Here is a 19,393-nt window from a genome sequence, read left to right as displayed (position 1 = left end):
AATTATTAATCCTCTTGCAGAGATTCGAGGATATTAAGGTAAGAATCATACCTGTCGGCATCGATATGGCCCTCTTTAAAAGCCTCTATCACACCACAGCCCGGTTCGTGAGCATGGGTGCAGTTGTTGAACTTGCAGTTTTGGCGCGGTTCTAACATCTCCGGAAAGAACAGTGAAAGCTCCCACGGTTCGATATTTACCAATCCAAATTCTTTTATTCCGGGGGTATCAACAATATATCCCCCAATTTGCAAAGGCAGGAGTTTTGCAAAGGTGGTGGTGTGTTTTCCTTTTTCATTAAATGTAGAAATTTCACCAACTTTGCGGTTGATGTTGGAGTCGATACTGTTTAGCAAACTTGTTTTACCAACACCCGAAGGGCCGACTAAAACAGAGGTGTTATCTCGAAGATCTTCTTTTAGACGATCAAGAGATTCCTCATCATGGATACTGGTTTTGAGTACAGGATAACCCAGCGAGTCATACAAATCGGCAATGGAATCTATATATGCCCGGGCGTTTTTATCGGCCAGATCCATCTTATTTATAATGATCGAGGCAGGGATTTGGTAAGCTTCACAGGTTACCAGAAAGCGATCAAAAAAGCCCTGTTTCATACGAGGCATTTTAACGGATTGTACGGCATAGGCCCGATCTAAATTGGCTGCCAATATCTGATGGTCTTCCTGGTGATGGGTGGATTGACGGATCAAATAATTTTCGCGGTCTTTTATTTCTTCGATGCTTCCCGATCCGTCATCATTCATTTCAAACTCAACATAATCGCCTACAGCGATGGGATTGGTCAATGCATGATCTTTAAGACGAAACCGTCCCGGAAGCCGACAGTTAATCGTCTGCATACCACTATCTTCATCATAAGCAACTTTATACCAGCTTCCGGTAGACTCAACAATACGTCCTTCTTTGGGCAAACTTTTGTTGTTTAGTTTGAAATTAAAACGTCATTAAAATAAAAAAGTCGCCCCGATAAATCGAGACGACTTTTTAGTATTTATAATTCAATCGTTATTCCATAACAATGGTTTCTTCGGTGGAGTCGTTAGATACGGAATTATCACTTGTTCTCTTTTTATAAGATTTACTAACCTTGAAGCGTTCCTGAGGATTTCGTACAGTTTCATCCTCAAGTACAATATCAAGCAGGGGATCCATGCGCTCAAGATACTCCACTTTAAGATCGCCGAGTACGTCTTCTTCAATCTCAGCGACATCCTTTTCATTCTTTTGCGGTAACAGAACTTTTTCGATACCGGCACGCTTGGCGGCCAGTACTTTTTCCTTAATTCCGCCTACAGGCAGAACAAGTCCGCGCAAGGTAATTTCGCCGGTCATAGCCAACGTCCCTTTCACTTTGCGCTGGGTAAAGATCGAGGCTATTGCTGAGAAGATGGAAATACCTGCCGATGGCCCATCTTTGGGAACAGCGCCCTTAGGCACGTGAATATGCAGATCCCAGTATTTAAAGGCTTCTTCCGGGATGTTTAATTCGTCAGAGTGGGCCTTTAAATACGACATTGCTAGCATGGCCGACTCTTTCATCACATCACCAAGCTGACCGGTAATGTGGAGTTTGCCTGTTCCTTTTGATACGCTGGCCTCGATGAAGAGGATATCTCCACCGTATGGGGTCCAGGCCAATCCAGTGGCAACGCCCGGAACTTTGGTGCGTTCAGCAACTTCTGAGAAGTACTTACGCTTGCCAAGATATTCCTGGAGATCATCGGCTTCTATAACGTGTTTGCCTTCATCGCCCTTAGCAATTTTTGCGGCAACGCCACGGCATACCGAACCGATCTCTCGTTCGAGCGATCGAACACCCGATTCGCGGGTATATTTTTCAATGATTTGTTTAATCGTTTCATCCTTAATTTCGATCTGGTCATCTTTTAAGCCATTTTCTTTAATCTGTTTTGGCATCAGATGCTCTTTGGCAATCTGCGTTTTTTCCTGCAGGGTATATCCGCTGATATTGATAATTTCCATACGATCGCGCAGCGGAGCAGGAATAGTATCAAGCGAGTTAGCGGTGGCAATAAAGAGGACGTTTGACAGGTCGTATTCGAGCTCAAGGTAATTATCCGCGAAGCTGTCGTTTTGTTCGGGATCAAGTACCTCGAGCAGGGCAGAAGTGGGATCTCCTCTGTAGTCAGAACCCACCTTGTCGATTTCATCGAGCATCATAACCGGATTACTGGTACCGGCTTTCTTCATGGCACGCAAAATACGTCCCGGAAGGGCTCCAATGTATGTCCGTCGGTGTCCTCGGATTTCAGCCTCATCGTGAATGCCACCGAGGCTAAAGCGTTCAAATTTTCGGTTTAAGGCCCGTGCAATTGATTTACCAAGTGATGTTTTACCAACTCCGGGAGGCCCGTAGAAACAGAGGATAGGGGCCTTCATATCCTTCTTGAGTTTAAGTACGGCCAAGTATTCGATAATACGCTTTTTAACCTTGTCTAGACCGTAGTGATCATCATCCAGTACCTCTTGAGCATTTTCCAGATCAAGGTTATCATCGGAATATTTCTCCCAGGGAAGATCTAAAATCCATTCTATATAATTATGGATAACGCCATGGTTTGGAGATGAATTGGGAGTGCGTTCCAGACGCTTTAATTCTTTTTCTACCGTCTCCTGGGCTTCTTTAGGTAGATTTTTTTCCTTGGCTCGTTTGCGCAGGGATGCAATTTCTTGCTGTTCTCCATCTTCTCCGAGCGCTTCCTGAATTGCTTTCATCTGCTGACGCAGGTAAAAGTCACGCTGTTGCTCGTCAATATCTGACTTAACTTTTGTGCGAATTTCCTCGCTCAGATTCAGAACCTGGAGCTCTTTGTTGAGAAACTCCATCACCCGTTCCATTCGCTCCGAAAAGTTGCGAATTTCGAGTACTTCCTGTTTATCCGAGGTCGAAACGTTGAGGTTCGACGAGATAAAATTCAGCAGAAAATTGGGACTGTTGATATTGTTTATTGCAACAGAAGCTTCCGATGGAATATTCGGTGACAGATTTACAATTTTTTGTGCTGTTTCTTTTACAGATCTGATGGAGGCATCAAGCTCTACACCTTCAATATCCATCTCCTGTCGATAGGGCTCAACCGAAGCCTTGAAATAGGGATCTTTCTGCAAAAATTCCTCAACCTCAAAGGTTGTTTTTCCCTGGATGACGATACTTTTACTGCCATCGGGCATTTTGATCAGCTTAAGGATTTGAGCAACGGTCCCAACTTCATAAAGATCCTTTCCATCCGGATCTTCATCTTCCTCATCCTTCTGGCTGACTACACCAATGGTTTTATCCGATTCGTATGCTTCCTTTACTAATTTTAGGGAACGGTCTCGGCCCACCGTAATGGGTACTACAACACCGGGAAAAAGAACGGTGTTTTTGAGTGGTAAAATGGGAAGTTCATCAGGTACCTCTGATTGCGTTAATTCCTTTTCTTCCTCTTCGGACATCAGGGGAATAGCCTGTTCAAAATCGTCAAATTGATCTTGAATATCTTCAAAATTGGCCATGTTATCGAAGATGTTCTTCATATATTCAATTATTTAAATCTATATTTTTTTCGTGTTGTATTACATTGATGCAAATAAAGAGCCAACTTTAATCAAACTACCAATTAGTCATAATTACTGGCAAAATAGCAAGTTGAACTCTTAATTGAGAATGACCTTGACAGCTTGACAGAAATGGTCTTGATTACAGGTGTAGCTGAATGCCTGCGAAGGCGCCTCCCACAAACTCAGTGGTAAAGGTATTAGAGCGAAAAATGATCTGTGTCCCAATATTAAAATCCCAATACCGGCTTTCATAGCCGGTGCCTATGCCAACATGTGCAGGTAATCCCGCTGATAATCTTGTACCCATTCGGAGGGGTATTTTTTTAATAGGGCGGACCTCCATACCCAGATGCATAGCCAGTTTCGTGTTGGTCAGCGCTGTATTATTTAACCCGAGAGTCAGATCGCCCATAATTTTAATTCTTTCGAGATCCAGCATAATTCCGCCATTTAGTGATGTCGGAGTTGGAGCCGAAAATGTACCTTCTCTAGGATTTTGAGCGCGGTTAAATGGGTTGGTAACCTCCAATGCCTCATCAAAATACGTTATGTATTGTCCTCCGGATCCTATAAACATCGATTCTTTGGGGAATTCACGACCGATTTGCAGCGTATCATCCGGAGCAGAAAAGGAAAGCGGTTGTTCGGTGTACCGGATCATTCCAATATCATTAAAAGAGATGGCAATACGCAGCGATTTCCCGACTACTGATTTTTCGGGATCATTTTCAATAATATTGAGGTTGCTGCCAAGAGGGATGAGGTATGTAAGACCAAAATCAAATGCTGCACCGTAGCCGGTAGGTTCGAAATTGAACTTTTTATTTAAATTGTTATTGATAGCAGTTTGTGGATTTCCGGATGAAAGGTAATCCCTGGTCATACGCGTATACTCACCGGAGGACTGATACGAAAACTCGGTTACATATTGGGTTTGTGCATTCTCATCAGTCCGCTGTTGCTGTCCATAGTGAGTAGCACTGAAGGTGGGACCTGCTATTATGAATTTGGGGGATATTCCTACATATAATTTACTCAATCGTGCAAATAACCCTTCCAGAAAAGTGAACTCACGTCCATATCCCAGTGCAATTTCCAGATTTTTGCTGATATGCTGATCCAATGTAAAATCGCGAAGTTTTTGGTCGCCTCGCCGAACATATTCATCCGAATACCAACCTCTGCCAACCTCAATACGAGAAGCATATCGACCCCGCGCTGCAATAGAAAACGTTTCGTCGCCTCGATACCATGAAATACCTCCCAACATTACATCTGTTCGTGTTTGATGCTGAGATACTAACTTTTTGCGGGGATAATTTTCATCAATGATCGTTTGGCGTTGTTTCGGAGTAATAGCCACTACACCCGACTGATATGGGAAATAGCTGTCGGTAAAATTGAAGAACTGGTCACCGGCTACATCCGAAGATAGAACGGGCTCGTATACAATTCCTGTTTCCCCAAGATTTATATGGATAGTGCCGTGGCGGTCATTGATAGCCAGGTTTGCAGGATTCCAAAACAATGCTTCATTGCCGGATAGATAGGCCGTACCGCCACCACCCAGAGCAGTATTTTGGGCATTAAGCACGGGCTGTGCTTGCATGGGGATAGAAATACTGCTTAATATAAATAGCAGTATACCTACAGCTAATTGGGCAGTAGATCTTAAATTTAAGCCGTCAAAAAGTGTGTTATTCATGTGCTGAACCTGTTTGCCGGCAGTCATCTATTACCCGACAACCTGCATTTTTGCTGCACGGAGCATCAATGTTTTTCGTCCTCGTTCTTTAAAAAATACAACAACTTTCGTTCTTTCGCCTTTTCCACTGCGACTTATAATTTTTCCCGGTCCAAAAACATTGTGAACAACTTTTGCTCCAACCTGAAAAGGGTCCTCATCAGGATTATCGTAATGGATCTGCGTATGTGATGAGCGGTTATTTTTGTCGTACAGTGGTTTTTTCCAATCGTACTCTACTGTTGTGTCGCCATTATTAGAGCTGCTACCATTTTTGTTATCAGAAAATCTGTTTTTATCCTGATCAATGGATGATCCCGTTTCAGTGCGTACCACGTCAGAACTCACTTCATCAAGAAAGCGTGATCTTGTTTTCCGTTGCTCTTCACCGTATTTGTAGCGGCTGCGGCAGTGACTGAAATAGAGTTCCTTTTCGGCGCGGGTAATAGCTACATAAAACAGCCGCCGTTCTTCCTCGATATTGACGTCTTCGTTATTGCGACTGCCTACGGGGAAAAGCTCTTCTTCGAGTCCTACAATAAATACTACGGGGAACTCGAGACCTTTGGCAGCATGCACCGTCATCATGGTAACAGCCGGCTTTTCCTCATCGTATTTATCGGTATCAGTTATTAGACTTATTTCCTGAAGAAAAGAACTGAGGGTAGCATTATCGTTATTTTTCTCGAAATAGGAGATTGCATTTTGGAGCTCTAGGATATTTTCACGTCGTGTCATTGACTTCGGAGAATTTTCTTCCACCAGTGATTTCATGTAGCCGGACTCTTCCAGCAGTTGCTTGGTTACTTGCACCAAGCTGGTTCCGCTGGCAAGCTCTTGTTTTAAGCCATTGATCATGCGCACAAAATCCTTCACACTATTTTCAGCGGGTTTGTATACATCGGCTTCTTCCACATTCTCCAGGATGCGCCAGAGCGATTGCCCCGTCTGTCGGGCGCGATTCATCAAATCGGAGAGTGATTTTTGTCCAATTCCCCGCGATGGTTCGTTGATGATGCGCATTAAGTTCGTGTCGTCATCAGGATTGATAAGCAGGGTCAAGTATGCCAGCACATCTTTAATTTCCTTGCGTTGATAAAATGAGAGACCGCCCACCAGCTGATACGTAACTCCTTTTCTCCGGAAGGTTTCCTCAAAAACGCGACTCTGATAATTCGTGCGATACAGGATGGCAAAATCGTTGTAATCATATCCTTTGCGCATCTTCAAATCCTGAATATAATTCGCTACGCGATTAGCTTCATCACGCTCATCATAATTATCCAGCACGGTGATGGTGTCGCCCATATCATTATCGGTCCACAGCGTTTTTTCGAGCTGCTTGCTGTTGTTTTTGATGATGGAATCCGCAGCCTTCAAAATGGCTTTGGTCGAGCGATAATTTTGCTCGAGCGGAATCTCAACAGCATCCTCATAATCACTTTTGAAATCCAGAATATTACTGATGTCGGCTCCTCGGAACGAATATATGCTTTGAGCATCATCACCGACCACACACAAATTCTCGTATTTGCTGGCTAACATATTGGTGACCTTGTACTGGGCATGGTTGGTATCCTGGTACTCATCAATCATGATATATTTGAAGCGATCCTGATACTTTTCAAGTACCTCGGGATGCTCATTGAATAGCTCTATCGGTTTGATGAGAAGATCATCAAAATCCATGGCGTTGTTGTGTTTGAGACGCTGTACATAGATTCTGTAGATCTTTGCCGTAATGTCGTCTAACGTGCTGTGGACAAATTTTTCGCTGTAATGATCGGGATTGATGAGCTCGTTTTTGGCATCACTAATTCGACGCTGTAGAATGCGCGGTTTTATCTCTTTGGGATCGTAATTGTTTTCCCGTAAAATCTGCTTAATGGCATTCTTGGAATCATCGGTATCGTAGATAGAGTAATCGGAGTTAAATCCAATTTTTTCAGCTTCATATCGAAGAATTTTCGAAAATACCGAGTGGAAAGTCCCCATCCACAGGCGTTTTGCTTCTTCGCCAATCAGCTGTTGAATACGTTGCTGCATTTCCTTGGCGGCCTTATTGGTAAACGTAAGCGCAAGAATTTCGTTGGGTGCCGCCATGTTTTGATGGATCAGATAGGCTATGCGATAGGTAAGCACACGTGTTTTACCGCTGCCGGCCCCGGCCACAATTAAGAGGGGACCTTCGCCGTGACGTACAGCGCGCTTTTGTTGCTCATTTAAGTCGTGTATAAAATCCGGTTCTTTCGGCATAAAGAGTTAAAAATCATTTTTTGTTACATCTCCCGACTCCGCTGAAGCACGGACCCACCCTTCTCAAGGAGGGATTGGAAATTCCCCTTCGAATGGGGATGCGGCTTTAACCGAGGGGGATATTAAGCATCCAATTCTTCTAAAATTTCGCGCAGTTTTTCGAGATTTGTTTCCGTGTCTTCTTTCTTATCCCGCTCTTTCTGAACCACATCTTCAGGTGCGTTATTAACGAAGCCATCGTTATTTAGCTTACCCTCAATAGATTTTAAAAATCCTTCGAGGCGATCAATTTCTTTCTGAATACGTTTGCGTTCCTTATCCAGATCGATAAGTCCTTCCAGCGGTACGAAAAGTTCAGTACCTTCGATAACAGCTGATGCGGATGTTTCAGGCTTTTTTAAGTTAGCTGATACTTCAAACGAATCAATAGATTGGAGCTTACGGAAGATCCACTCGTTTTCGCTTAACGCATTGGCCATAGTATCATCCTTGGCCTTGATGAGGAGATCGATCTCATCATTGGGATTTAAGTTAAATTCGGCCCGGATGTTTCGAATAGCAGAGATCATCTTCTGAATAGACTCAAAAAGCTCTCTGTCTGATTCGGAAACTGCAGACTTATCAAATTCCGGCCAAGAGGCTACAATCATAGCTTCATCGGTATCCCGGTTGCGGATAAGCTGCCAGATTTCTTCGGTGATAAACGGCATAAACGGATGCAGCAGTTTCATCAGCTGCTCAAAGAAATTAAATCCGCGTGACAGACGATCTTCGGGAATGCTGGCTCCCGGTTCGTCAGCTTTTATCAGCTCAATGTACCAATCGCAGAAATCATCCCAGATCAACGAGTAAATCTTGTGTAGTGCCTCGTTGATACGGAAGTTTTCCATGTCTTTGTTGATCGCATCGATGGTTTCATGCAGACGAGAGAGCATCCAGCGATCAACCAAGTTATTCTCATTAATTTCGAGCGAATCCGTTAGTTGTGTTTCCTCGGTACGATTCATCGACAAGAAGCGAAATGCGTTCCAGATTTTGTTGGCAAAATTTCGTCCCTGTTCGCAAAGTTGTTCTTCGAAAAGCAGATCGTTGCCGGCAGGGGAGGAGAACAGCATTCCAACGCGAACGCCGTCGGTTCCGTACTCTTCCATTAGTTTTATTGGATCGGGTGAATTACCCAGCGATTTCGACATCTTACGGCGCTGACTGTCACGTACAATGCCTGTGTAATAGACATTGCTGAATGGTTTCTCGTCCATAAATTCATAACCGGATATAATCATTCGTGCTACCCAGAAAAACATGATTTCCGGAGCGGTAACTAAGTCCTGTGTTGGATAGTAGTATTCCAGATCTTCATTGGGTTCTCCGGTACGAATAAACTCCGGGTCGAAGACGGTAATCGGCCACAGCCAGGACGAAAACCAAGTATCGAGTACATCCTCATCCTGACGGATATCATCAGCAGATAAATCAGTATTGCCGGACTTTTCGCGAGCTTTTTCAATGGCTTCTTCTTCCGTTTTGGCTACTACATAATCATCTTTACCGTCACCGTAATACCAGGCGGGAATACGCTGTCCCCACCAAAGCTGACGCGAAATACACCAGTCGCGGATGTTTTCCATCCAGTGGTTGTAGGAGTTTTTAAATTTTGAAGGATGGAACTCAATATTATCGTTCATAACATTTTCGTGGGCGGGCTTGGCCAGCTCATCCATCTTGCAGAACCACTGCAGCGACAGACGCGGTTCGATGATCGCATCCGTTCGCTCAGAATACCCGATCTTATTCTGCATTTCTTCAATCTCAACAAGCTGATCACTTTTTTCCAGGTCTTTTATGATCAGTTCCCGGGCGTCAAAGCGATCTTCACCAATGTAGTGCTCAGCAGCTTCGCTGAGCGTGCCATCGGGATTGAGCATGTCGATAATTTCCAGATCGTGCTTTTGACCAATTTCATAGTCATTTTCGTCGTGAGCCGGCGTAATCTTCAGGCATCCCGAACCGTATTCCATATCCACATACTCATCGGCAATAATTGGTACTTCGCGCTCTACAATTGGAATGATGGCTGTTTTACCGATCAAATCCTGGTAGCGCTCGTCATCTGGGTGAATACAAACAGCCGTATCAGCTAAAATAGTCTCGGGACGTGTGGTGGCGATCGTGACCCACTCGTCACTGTCTTTAATTTTGTAGCGAACGTGATAGAGTTTTGAAGTTTCCTCACGATGAATAACTTCTTCATCAGAGAGAGCAGTTTGGGCTTCCGGATCCCAATTGATCATGCGCTTTCCGCGGTAGATATAGCCACGCTCATAGAGTTCGATAAAGCAATCAACAACAGCTTCATAAAGATCATCTTCGAGGGTAAACCGCGTGCGTTCCCAGTCGCAGGAGGCACCGAGCTTTCGTAACTGCTGCAGGATGATTCCCCCGTGCTCGTCAGTCCAGTCCCAGGCGTGTTCTAAAAATTCTTCTCGTGTGAGATCTGCTTTGGTGATCCCATCTTTGCGAAGTTTTTGTACAACTTTGGCTTCGGTAGCAATGGAGGCGTGATCGGTACCGGGCACCCAGCAGGCGTTTTTACCCTGCATGCGGGCACGACGCACCAGCACATCCTGAATAGTATTGTTGAGCATGTGTCCCATGTGCAGGACGCCCGTTACATTGGGCGGAGGGATGACGACCGTGTACGATTCGCGGTCGTCGGGCTCAGAGTGAAAAAAGCCGTTATCCTCCCAGAAGCTGTACCATTTATCTTCAATACTGCCGGGATCAAAATGTTTGGGAATGTCTTGAGAAGCCGTGGGTTTATCCAAAATGCTAAAAGCTCGTTTTACAGGTTCTGATTAATGCTAATTTAGTCGCAAAGATACGAAAAAGGAAAGAAGATGTAGAGTGGGAATTGAGGTTCTGTTTTATTACAGAAATTGAAATAGAATAGGAACCAAAAGCTTCAACAGCAGAGAAAGGTAAATAGCTATATTGTCGATTTAATTACATTTTTGGCAGGCATCCAGTTAAGTCAAATATAGTAGGTAGAAATTATGACAACAACCAATTATGAAAAAGCAAAAATAGAAAAAGTCATAGTAATTAAATTAAACTGCAAATGGGACATCAGAGCTACCAGTGGAAAAATATCAATGTGTTTACTGAATAAATTCGAAAAGATTTAGTTATCCAAACACTGAAGTTTCCGAATTCTTCCAAAGAGAATTTCTTACGGTTTCTTTTTGAGGATCTAGCACAGCAAGATGAATCCATTCATTTTCAATCAGCTTCCCAAGTGTCTTTTGATTGGAAGCAAAAATGGATTTTACCTTTTGTTCGGGTGCATAAATTACAACGGTTAGACGAAGCGGAAGATGCTCAAGTAGTGCTTCATCTTCGTGAAGTGACTCTAATGGCAAGCCAAACTTGAGATCTCCTCCGTTGCCTTGAACTACACCATATTTACCAGTTACATTTTGGGTTACCTTGGTTCCGCTTCCAAATTTTTCGTTATCCACCGTAGCAAAATAGTAGTGGTTGTTAATCCACTGCGTTACTACCATAGGACCCTGTAATATTGCCTCCAGCTTTTTGCCGTCAGAATCTTTTTGCCAGTCATAGGAGTGTAAAAAGCTGCGGGCTTCCAGATTCAGGTTAGCAGTGAGTTCGCGAGGGGCTATAATGAATGAAGCATTGCCCGCTAGTCCCCATTCTGGGCGGGTTTCTGCCCAGTCAGACGCCCTACGAGCGGCCTCAAGCCTTGAAGCTTTTTGATTTCCATCCAAGATATCGAACTGTTCGTAGTTCGCATAATTTTGTGCCGTTCTGAGATCGTTTTTCAGCTGTTTTACCCGCTGGGCGAATCGTTCCGGCACTTTTTCATCAAACAAGTGAATGTGATTTGTCGTGGTATTGTGCTCGGCCGCCAAAAACAAGGTATCTTCGGGAATAGTAATATCGTAATCCTTTGTCAGAAGTTTTCTCACTTTCTTGTCGTTGCAAATATCGGCAAGAGCGCGAGCATTGTGCCGCCCCTTGTTGCCGGCACAGGCTCCACAATCGAGTGCCGAGGCGTATGGATTGTTAGCCGTTTGACTGCCATGTCCCGCAAATACAACCAAATCTGAAAATTCCTCCCAGCCCATAAGCTCAAAAGCGGACTTTGCAATTTCCGCTTTTTCCGTGGCTGACAATTCATTAATGGTCTGCAAGTTATCCGATGATTGGGAAGACAAAATTATGTCACTAAAATATTCGGGATGCCCAATAAATTCAGAAACATACTCTTTAATACGATGGAATAAATTTGGTGCCAGTGTTCGTACAAGCATACTAAGGGCATAGAAAAATCCGGTAGATTCCACGTAGCCAAAAGAAGCCGGAATATTATTTTTAAGAGAAAAGATGAGCCTATCAATCGCTTTTTTTAGGCTATTGTAATAGTCAAAGTTCTCGAATGTATTTACATCTTCCTTACGCACCTGTTCAGTGGCATTCAGTTCAGCATCCAGAATAGGTGGACAAGATTTATGGCGAATTTCTTTTTCAGGATGTATATACTCCATGGCCACCCCAAAGAAACCGGCGTAGCCAAAGGTTTCGTAGTTTCCCGCTTTTTCTACCGCCCGTCGGATCCGCTCTGAGCGAGTATCAATACAAAATACAAATTGTGCATCGGGTATCTTTTTTGTGCCGTTAGGTTTTATTAATGCCTGTTTTTTGACTTGGTTGATAAGTGTTTCCTGGTAGGTACGTTCCATAGCCGTAAGCCAGGCCAATTTTAGCTTATCTAATTCTTTACGGTCCTGTTTGACCGGATTTTCTGACGGGGTAAGATCACTATCTAACATAGAACAGAGAGCTAACCGAACCGCGAGATAATCTTTCATCGTGATCGGATAAGCCTTTTGCCAGTCGCTTGGATTTTCGATACGATACTTGATATATCCGACCCATCCCGGAAGTGCAAACAAGTGGTGCTTAAGAATTGGTTCTAAATCGTCGGATCCAAAGTGAGAAGTAAGATGCTGTATGGCCTCCAGCGGTTCATCGGGAAGCGAACGGATGATCTGACGGTTTGGTAACGTCGGATCAAAACGAGCTGTGCTTTGCCATGCTTTATAAAAACCTGAGTCACGATTGGGCATGCTCCATTCGGTGGATCCCTCATCCAAAAATACGGTCAGCCATTTGATCAACTGTCGGTCTACATCACCGAGAAGGTGACTCTTGGAGCTCTGGGATTCCAAGTCCTGTATACGCCACAATGATTCTTCGGCAGAGAACGTTATTCCTCGGTCTTGGAGTTGCCGTTCCAGTATTGATCGGTCAATCGCTCCTTTTTCCCAAGCCTGCTTAAAGGCTTTGGCAGAAGGATACCCTTCAATACCAATGTCTTTTCGAATCCTGGAAATGGCCTCCTCGAAACGAAGATTCTCCAGGCCACTCAGCGGATTAGATGTAACAAAAGAGTAAAGAGGCCAGTTACTTGGCAACTGGTCTGAAAGAGCTCGAATAGATGCAGTAATTGTTTCTTTTTTCATACAATTTTGTTGCTGTTCGATTATTGAAGTATGGTATTGGATTTGGGTTGTGAAACATTGAGCAAGTATACGTACAGCCGTCGAGATTTTTTATACCACTTGAGCTCGATAGTCAGGAAAGTAGCCAAATACAACACTCCGATGGTAATCTGATCCCAGCCAATAGGTAACGCAACTTCGGCCATGGGTGTTTGCTGCATCAATACTGAAATGCCGTTAAAGATTACGGCATACGCCAGGAGCGCCGGAATGATTATCAAAGGGAGTGCTATAAGCCGGGAAAGAAGCGGCAGTGATGACCTACCAAGAAAATCCTGGGCGCCGTGAATAACGGTTAGTACAATTACAAATGTTAGAAAAAGTCCGCTGTTCAACTCCAGTCCCTTTCCGGTGGAAATAGCAAACAGCCATCCACCTGCCAAACCGCTAAGGAGAGTAACAGGCAGATACCATTGTTTCCAGCTCCGTTTGCTATCACCATTGTATGGCGATTCTTGTACGACGTTACTCCCGGATGAAAGGAAAAGGTAAGCTTTGTAAAAGCCATGTAGTATCAGGTGAGCAACAGCAGCTGAAAAGAACCCGAGCCCGCATTGCAATAACATAAATCCCATTTGAGCTGTCGTTGAGCATGCCAGTTTCTGCTTGATATTTGCCTGCACAAACTTGCTGAATTTACCGATCAGAGCGCCAATACCACCTACCATTACTAAAACCCACAATAGATCACTCATATAAATAACCGTAGCCGTACGCGTTAACAACACAGCTCCAGCGTTTACAAAGCCGGCATGCATCAGTGCCGAAGCCGGTGTGGGTGCTGTCATAGATGACATTAACCAACGCTGAAAGGGAAACAATGCTGATTGCACAACAGCTCCAGCAATGAGCAGTAACGAAGCTTGCCATATGACCAGCTGCCTGTCCTGTTCCACCAACGATATTATCTCCGAAATACTCCATGCACCCGTTAGCATTGCCAGCCATAACAATCCTGCAGCCACCAACGCGGTACTTACCAAAAAATAATTCCGTGCATTTTTTTTCGAGGCCTTTCCTTCGTGGTACTTCGTGTATCCCCCGATGAGTTCAGCCATGAGCAGTCCCATACTTAGCCAAGAAGCAATAAATAACAGAACATGATTAGAAATAGCCATCAGTAAAGCCGAGACGGTAAAAAGCACACAATTAATTAAGAATCGGCGGAGTTTCTTGTGACCGGCCATATATCGGGCTGAGTAGCTAAGCACGATACTGCTAAAGAGGGTAACAGCTGTGCTAATAATAAGCGCAAGATGATCTACCAGTAAAATTTGACCAATTTGGAATTCCAGTGGATAAAAAAATGAAGCTGACAAAAGTGAGGAAAGAGATAGGGTCAATGTCCACATTAAAAGAACTATTACTGTTGAAAACGGTCGGTTTTTTTGCCTTAAACTCTCATTCCTTGATTCTAATGACATGCTGTACTAAATAGGTTTACAAATTTATAATTTGAACTTCTTTTATATTTACCGTGCAGAATGTAGGTATTACAAAGAATAAATATTAATTAATGATTATTATCTTATTAATAAACTATTGTTTATAGATAGTATAAGAGTATTATCTGATTCGATTTAAAATTAATGGTTATTCTATCTGTCTATTCAGAATTATCTTGGAATTCGATACTGATCTGCGAATCTATTTTAATAGACATTTCACTGTCATCTATATTTTCAAAAATTTTCAACAGCTTACTACGTATCTTTTTGAACTCTTTAATCCTATTTTTTGATTCTTGGTTTTCTTTTCCATTAAGCTCATAAGAACGCAGGTTTTTTTTATTGTGAAATGAAATTTTGCTACTAATTAGACTCACAAGCACTTCTTTTGCTTCAGAAGGCGTAAACGTTCCTTTGATTAAAGTTAAATTTTCTAAAGAGGAGTAATTGGAAAATTCTACTTCGCTATCATGCTGGTTGTTTGTGTTTCTCATGAGATATTTTCTTTAGTTTTCCCCGCTTTTAGTTTAGTTGATTTTTGCTCGTCATTTATGACCAACTTGATACCAGTTTGGGTATTAAGAAGTCTTATAATTACTGTCATAACACAGTGTATTTTCATTACCGAAAATAATTGCTTTTATATATAAGTGTTAATTAATAATTTTGATTTTAATCATTAACTATTATTTATGTTATGAAATTTACATTTCATCAATTAAAGATTTTCGGGATGGTAGCTCGTCATAAAAGTATGACCCAGGCAGCGCGGCAGTTACATATGACGCAACCTGCGGTTTCAATCCAGATAAAGCAGCTACAGGAAGCAGTAGACATTCCTCTAATTGAGGTAGTGGGGCGAAAAGTTTACTTAACCGAGGCTGGAGAAAAGTTATACAAAGCTTATCAGGCTGTGGACCAAGAGCTGCAATCGTTTGACGCAGCTATTTCGCAACTTAAAGGAGGATTAAAGGGAACGCTTACTATATCATGCGCCTCAACCGCCAAATATTTTCTCCCATATATGCTTGGTGGATTTCAAAATAGGTATCCTAAAGTAGATATAGCACTGAAGGTAACCAACAGAAATGAGGTTCTTGGGCACTTATCGCAAAATGAATATGATCTTGCGGTTCTTACTCAACTGCCCGAGGACAATTCTACTACAGCTATTCCCTTTCTTGAGAATCCACTTGTCATAGGTGCCCCTTATGATCATCCGCTGTCAAAGGAAAAAAATGTTACCATAAAGCACCTCAAAGGACAACCGTTTATCTTTAGGGAAAAAGGATCGGGTACCCGAATGGTGATGGAAAAGTACTTGAAAGAGAAAGGAATGTCACCAAAACCTACCATGGAGCTCAGCACTAATGAGGCCGTAAAACAAGCAATTCGTGCCGGAATAGGGTTATCCATTATCTCAAAGCTGAGCCTTACTAATGAGGTTGCACTCAATCAAATATCAATATTAGATGTCCCTGAATTCCCAATCAAAACTCAATGGCATGTAATTTATAGGAATAACAAAAAACTAACGCCCGTTACAGAAAACTTTATTGCTTTTTTACAAGAAAAAAATGTTGACCAAAACCTTCCTTGAATGTGATATGTAATGCAAACACAATTTTAATTTAAGCTTTACTTGGTCAGAGGAGATCTTGTCGTATCTATAGATACCCTGTTTAGTAAAGTATTTTTGTGCAAATTTTAATCCAGTAAAACGGGAATTATGAGGATAAGTTTTCCCGGCTATGGTATACCGAGAATATCCTCAATAGAAGTGCTTTATACTTTTAGAAAAAGAATTGAACGCTTAATCCTGTTTTGACTAACTGTTCTTTGTATGTGCCAATTTTATTTTAAAGCGGACAGTATTATTCTGATATGAAATTAACTGGTACGTTTTAGCAGCACCCCAAAGTGTCCGTCGCAGCCGTGCTTGTGTGGAAAGGTCTGATATGCCAGACCACCGTGGACCATCACTTCATCGGGAACATATCCTTCGACCGATTGCATTTCGAAATTTTCGTGTCGATCGAGGAAGTTCATGACTTGCTCCATATTTTCTTCCTCTTCGAGGGAGCAGGTACTGTAAACCAAACGCCCGCCTTTTTTAACCATTTTTGCAGCAGAATCGAGTAGGTCAGCTTGCAATTGAACAGCATTATCAAGAGAATCTTGGTCGCGTTTCCAGCGCAGGTCGGCTCGCTTGCTGAGGACGCCTGTTCCTGTACAGGGCGCATCCAATAGAACAGCGTCTGTTTCATCCAGTTCAAGCTCGGTAACGTCGGCACGACGTACCCGAATATTTTCAGCTTGATAGGAGAGGGCGCTTTCGGCCAGTTTATCAAGTCGTTCAGAAGAAATATCGACAGCTAAAATATCCCCTTCGCCATTCATCAAATCAGACATTAAAATACTTTTGGTGCCGGGAGCTGCACAAAGATCATAAATTGATTCTTCTGAATTTGGATCTAAAAGATAGGGGGCAAAACCGGCCGCAATATCCTGAACCTGACAAAATCCTTTGTCCAACCAGCCTTTAGCAATAAAAGGCGCTACGCTATCCACCTTGAAATATCCGGGCAGCCAATCACTTTCTTCAAATTCGATGCCGTGTTTAGTCATCCGCAGTTTAAAATTCTCTGTTTTTGTACGCAGATTATTGGCGCGGATATAATAATTCGGCCGCTTGTTATTGGCCTGCATCAGCTTAAACGCTTCGCGTTCGCCAAAACGATCGGTCCATCGCTTTACCAGCCATTCGGGATGAGAAAAGGTGGTGGCAACTAATTTTGTACGATCTTCAAAATTGGGTTTGGGCAGATTATCGATATCCCGTTGCAGGTTGCGCAGTATTGCATTGGTAAGATCTCCGGTGCGCGAGCCAAGGCTGTATTTTGCTATATCTACGGACTCGTTGATGGCTGCATAGTCGGGCGTACTATCCATAAATACCATATCGTATACCCCGAGTCGCAGAATATTTTTTAAGCTCGATTTCATCTCATCGATTTTTACGTTTGAAAACTGGTCGATGAGAAAATCGAGATAGGAGCGACGTCTTAAAATATTTTGCACATACTCGCGTACTTCAGCACGGTCGCGGCTCTCAAGCTTGTTGGCTCGGGAATAATCAAGAACTCCGTTATCTTCAAAATCTATTAGTATTTCTACGCTGATAGAGCGAGCTGTTGCTTCGGTATCCAATGCAATATCTGTTTAGAGTTAAACTTTCTGGTGATAATCAATCCTGTAATACAGCAAACCACATCCACAAAGTGTAACAATCGTTCTGTTCACTTTTTTATTGTTTTAAGCGAATAAATACGTGGTTTCTTAGGTTGCCAAAAATACGATTTTAGCATGGGAGTTGCTAATAGAGAATGGATTATATTGGGCCGGGGTTTTAGGATCTTCTATTTCGTTTTATTCTGTGCCCAATAGTAAACCGGAAGACCTACTGCCAGAATTGCTATTCCAACCATCGCGCCCCATCCGGTAAACATTATGCTTGAATACAGAAGATAAGAGCTGCATAGGATAAATAGGATTGGCGTAAGTGGATATAGCGGTACTTTGAAGGTATCTCCTGAAGTTTCTTCTCTATATCTGAAAAGAAATAGTGTAATGGTGGTAAGAAGGATAAAAAACCAGAAAACCGGGGCTGTGTAATCGACCATCGTGGAAACAGCCTCTTTTGTAAATGCTCCTAAAAAAACGAGTGAGAGGCTAATACCTCCTTGAACAAGCAAAGCGTTAATGGGCGAATTATAATTGGGATTCCATTTGCCAATCCATCCCAAAGCATCAAAGTCGCGGCCCAGCGCATAGTTTGTTCGCGCACCGGTAATGATGGTTGCATTGGCGGTTGAGAGTGCAGATATGATAACAATAGTGGCCATGATAAAAGCTCCCTCGGATCCGAAAATACGATTGGTAAGATCTACACCAATCGTTTCTGATGTTCGGAGCTGTTCGAGCCCAAGCACCTGTAGATAAGCGCTGTTGATGAGCACATATAGAATAGTAATTACAGCTAATCCGATGAGTAATACCTTTGACATATTTTGGCGGACATCCTTTAGTTCGGCCGAAAGATAAACGCCTTCGTTCCATCCGCCATAAGTGAGCAGGACAAAGATCATAGCTGCACCGGCCGAGCTGTTGACTGAGGATCCGCTTTGGGGTGTGATTTCACCCCCGGTGATAACGCCGGCTAGTCCGCAGAGCAGTAAAATACCCACAATAAGAGTCGTCATACCGTTTTGAGCATTTTTCGCGGGATGGGTTCCCCAGATATTTAATCCGGTTAAACCTACAACGGTAATACCGGCATAAATAGATGAGCTGTATGTGCCCAGATCATAGATGGTAGAAGCATAATCGCCCAGAATAAAAGCAGCCAGGGCAATAGATCCTGTTTGAATGACCGTCATTCGTCCCCATGAAAATAAAAAGCCTATGGTTGATCCATAGGCTTCGGTAAGAAAATAGTACTCTCCACCGGCGTCCGGTTTCTTAGTTGCAATTTCGGCATAGCAAAGCGCTCCAATGATAGATATGAGTCCACCTGCCACCCAAAAACCGATATAATGGAGTTCTGATGATGCGTTTTGGGCAACGATGGAAGGCAGGCGAAATATGCCGATACCAACCACAATGCCGACAATGACAGCAATTGCACTAAGGTTTGTAAAAACTTTAAGCGGTGACCCCGAATCGGATTTGTTCATGCAGCAGAACCCAATCTATTGTTAGGATAAGGAGGAATA

General features: G+C 43.0%; 11 protein-coding genes. 1 reads left to right on the top strand and 10 read right to left on the bottom strand.

The genetic code is table 11. The annotated features are described in order from the left end of the window. Nucleotides 1-5 precede the first annotated feature (5 nt). The 8 genes from rsgA to U5J89_RS14990 all read right to left on the bottom strand — a co-directional run bounded on the left by rsgA (nucleotide 6) and on the right by U5J89_RS14990 (nucleotide 15,112). Nucleotides 6-935: a ribosome small subunit-dependent GTPase A gene (gene rsgA / locus U5J89_RS15025; protein WP_322576467.1), complete on the bottom strand. Its 930-nt coding sequence runs from the start codon at nucleotides 933-935 to the stop codon at nucleotides 6-8. Nucleotides 936-1,029: 94 nt separating this feature from the next. Further along, nucleotides 1,030-3,564, bottom strand: coding sequence for an endopeptidase La (gene lon, locus U5J89_RS15020; protein WP_322576466.1), 2,535 nt, complete (start codon nucleotides 3,562-3,564; stop codon nucleotides 1,030-1,032). Between the two features lie 163 nt (nucleotides 3,565-3,727). Beyond that, entirely contained in the window at nucleotides 3,728-5,293 is a 1,566-nt protein-coding gene (locus U5J89_RS15015; RefSeq protein WP_322576465.1) for a DUF5723 family protein, read from the bottom strand. Between the two features lie 30 nt (nucleotides 5,294-5,323). Then, nucleotides 5,324-7,588 (bottom strand): ATP-dependent helicase, encoded by a 2,265-nt coding sequence (locus U5J89_RS15010; RefSeq protein ID WP_322576464.1) that lies wholly within the window; start codon nucleotides 7,586-7,588, stop codon nucleotides 5,324-5,326. Nucleotides 7,589-7,710: 122 nt separating this feature from the next. After that, the gene (locus U5J89_RS15005) at nucleotides 7,711-10,413 is read right to left on the bottom strand and encodes a valine--tRNA ligase (RefSeq protein WP_322576463.1); all 2,703 of its coding nucleotides are present in this window, start codon (nucleotides 10,411-10,413) and stop codon (nucleotides 7,711-7,713) included. A 360-nt stretch (nucleotides 10,414-10,773) separates the two neighbouring features. Then, nucleotides 10,774-13,131 (bottom strand): DUF2309 domain-containing protein, encoded by a 2,358-nt coding sequence (locus U5J89_RS15000; protein ID WP_322576462.1) that lies wholly within the window; start codon nucleotides 13,129-13,131, stop codon nucleotides 10,774-10,776. 20 nt (nucleotides 13,132-13,151) lie between these two features. After that, nucleotides 13,152-14,522, bottom strand: a complete 1,371-nt coding sequence (locus U5J89_RS14995) for a proton-conducting transporter membrane subunit (protein WP_322576461.1) — start codon at nucleotides 14,520-14,522, stop codon at nucleotides 13,152-13,154. Nucleotides 14,523-14,776: 254 nt separating this feature from the next. After that, the gene (locus U5J89_RS14990; protein WP_322576460.1) at nucleotides 14,777-15,112 is read right to left on the bottom strand and encodes a hypothetical protein; all 336 of its coding nucleotides are present in this window, start codon (nucleotides 15,110-15,112) and stop codon (nucleotides 14,777-14,779) included. Between the two features lie 203 nt (nucleotides 15,113-15,315). Between U5J89_RS14990 and U5J89_RS14985 the strand changes: the two genes are divergently transcribed. Next, the gene (locus U5J89_RS14985) at nucleotides 15,316-16,218 is read left to right on the top strand and encodes a LysR family transcriptional regulator (protein WP_322576459.1); all 903 of its coding nucleotides are present in this window, start codon (nucleotides 15,316-15,318) and stop codon (nucleotides 16,216-16,218) included. Between the two features lie 290 nt (nucleotides 16,219-16,508). Here the strand turns inward: U5J89_RS14985 and rsmB are convergent, their stop codons facing one another. Both rsmB and U5J89_RS14975 read right to left on the bottom strand, forming a co-directional pair. Next, a complete protein-coding gene (gene rsmB / locus U5J89_RS14980) occupies nucleotides 16,509-17,828 on the bottom strand; it encodes a 16S rRNA (cytosine(967)-C(5))-methyltransferase RsmB (protein WP_322576458.1) in 1,320 nt (439 codons plus the stop codon). Between the two features lie 209 nt (nucleotides 17,829-18,037). Then, nucleotides 18,038-19,354, bottom strand: a complete 1,317-nt coding sequence (locus tag U5J89_RS14975; protein WP_322576457.1) for an APC family permease — start codon at nucleotides 19,352-19,354, stop codon at nucleotides 18,038-18,040. Nucleotides 19,355-19,393: the final 39 nt, after the last annotated feature.

It is taken from the genome of Fodinibius sp. (genome assembly GCF_034521915.1).
Taxonomy (GTDB): Bacteria; Bacteroidota; Rhodothermia; order Balneolales; family Balneolaceae; genus Fodinibius.
Note: the sequence above shows the minus strand (reverse complement) of the source record. Positions and strands in the feature narration are given on the sequence as shown.

Coding starts and splice junctions, on each gene's coding strand:
- lon (WP_322576466.1), bottom strand. CDS start 3,564: ATGAAGAACATCTTCGATAACATGGCCAATTTTGAAGATATTCAAGAT.
- U5J89_RS15015 (WP_322576465.1), bottom strand. CDS start 5,293: ATGAATAACACACTTTTTGACGGCTTAAATTTAAGATCTACTGCCCAA.
- U5J89_RS15010 (WP_322576464.1), bottom strand. CDS start 7,588: ATGCCGAAAGAACCGGATTTTATACACGACTTAAATGAGCAACAAAAG.
- U5J89_RS15000 (WP_322576462.1), bottom strand. CDS start 13,131: ATGAAAAAAGAAACAATTACTGCATCTATTCGAGCTCTTTCAGACCAG.
- U5J89_RS14995 (WP_322576461.1), bottom strand. CDS start 14,522: ATGTGGACATTGACCCTATCTCTTTCCTCACTTTTGTCAGCTTCATTT.
- U5J89_RS14990 (WP_322576460.1), bottom strand. CDS start 15,112: ATGAGAAACACAAACAACCAGCATGATAGCGAAGTAGAATTTTCCAAT.
- U5J89_RS14985 (WP_322576459.1), top strand. CDS start 15,316: ATGAAATTTACATTTCATCAATTAAAGATTTTCGGGATGGTAGCTCGT.
- U5J89_RS14975 (WP_322576457.1), bottom strand. CDS start 19,354: ATGAACAAATCCGATTCGGGGTCACCGCTTAAAGTTTTTACAAACCTT.